Here is a 1,217-nt window from a genome sequence, read left to right on the forward strand (position 1 = left end):
CAAAAAGGGTTGTTTTTCTGCTCAAAAGGGTTGACGGTCAACCCTTTAACCCATATAATAGAACCCATGATGAACGATGAAACCGGGGCAGTAAAAGCCGGTTTCCCAGACTGAAAGGGTTAGCAAAATGGATCTCCGCGCAGACATCACGAACGCCATCATTCGCATGATCGAAGAAGGCGCAGCCAACGGCGACAAGTCGCTGTGGGATCACGCTATCAAGTTCGGGATGCCGGTCAACTACAAGACCAAGCGCCCTTACTCTGGCGTCAATGTCCCGCTGCTGTGGTGTGCTGCTGCTGATCGCGGCCTTGAGCGTAACGAGTGGCTGACCTTCAAGCAGGCGCAGGAGCTGGGCGCGAACGTCAAGAAGGGCTCCAAGGGCGTCATGGGCGTTTTCTTCAAGATGATGCCCAAGAAGGGCGCGGACGCCGGCAGCGCTGACGAAGGCGACAGCGAAGGCGGGTTCATCCCGATGATGAAGCCGTTTTGGGTGTTCAACGTCGCCGACATCGAGAACCTGCCGGAAGTGGAAGACACCCGCCCGGAATGGGGTCCCCTCGTTTTCAGTGCAATAAGTGACGGTACGAAAAGCTAGCACTGGCGCGGAGGTGGTGTTGGTAGATCGTTGATTTCATTGACTTTCCTGTTCACTTTCAAATCTGCGATTCGTGGCGTCAAACCGTGATCGGTTTCATCCGTTGGTGCCAGTTATCGGTGCTCCCTGCCGCGAGGGCAGGATTTGGTCGGCATAACGGTCAACAGGAAAGCGGAACACGCCTCGCAGGTTGATGCTTTCCAGCCTGGTGGGAGCAATTTTTCCGATCAGTTCCGGCGGAATGGCCTGGCGGCGGTTCGACCAGCGATCCAGAACAGCCTGCATTTGTGACGTGTTCCACGCCATGACGATGTTGGCCAGCAGACTCAACGCGTCGGCCACAGCCTGCATTTCGTCCACACGTTTGGCCTGTGCCGGGCTGATCCGGCCGGTGTAAATGGCGCGCTTGAGGGCGTTGACCGCCTCCCCCCGGTTGAGCACCCGGCGCAATTCATTCCTGAAAGCGTCCTTAACAAAGTAGTCGGCAAGGAACGCGGTTCGCAGCAAACGTCCCAATTGCACGCCAGCGTCATAGATGGGGTCACCCTGGGCAGCAGAGCCAAACCGCGCCAGTGCTGCCACCGCACTGGCGTGACCACTCATGACCGAAGCCGCCAGA

At 57.4% G+C, this 1,217-nt stretch carries 2 protein-coding genes; one reads left to right on the top strand and one right to left on the bottom strand.

Annotated features, from left to right (window positions below):
* Window positions 1–127: 127 nt before the first annotated feature.
* A complete protein-coding gene (locus BFE01S_RS41685) occupies window positions 128–598 on the top strand; it encodes an ArdC-like ssDNA-binding domain-containing protein (RefSeq protein ID WP_052421090.1) in 471 nt (156 codons plus the stop codon).
* Window positions 599–694: 96 nt separating this feature from the next.
* Here BFE01S_RS41685 and BFE01S_RS36755 read toward each other — a convergent pair.
* The coding region (locus tag BFE01S_RS36755; protein ID WP_028229720.1) for a Tn3 family transposase at window positions 695–1,217 on the bottom strand (523 nt) is incomplete at its 5' end.

This window comes from Paraburkholderia ferrariae NBRC 106233 (assembly GCF_000685035.1).
GTDB classification, from domain to species: Bacteria; Pseudomonadota; Gammaproteobacteria; order Burkholderiales; family Burkholderiaceae; genus Paraburkholderia; species Paraburkholderia ferrariae.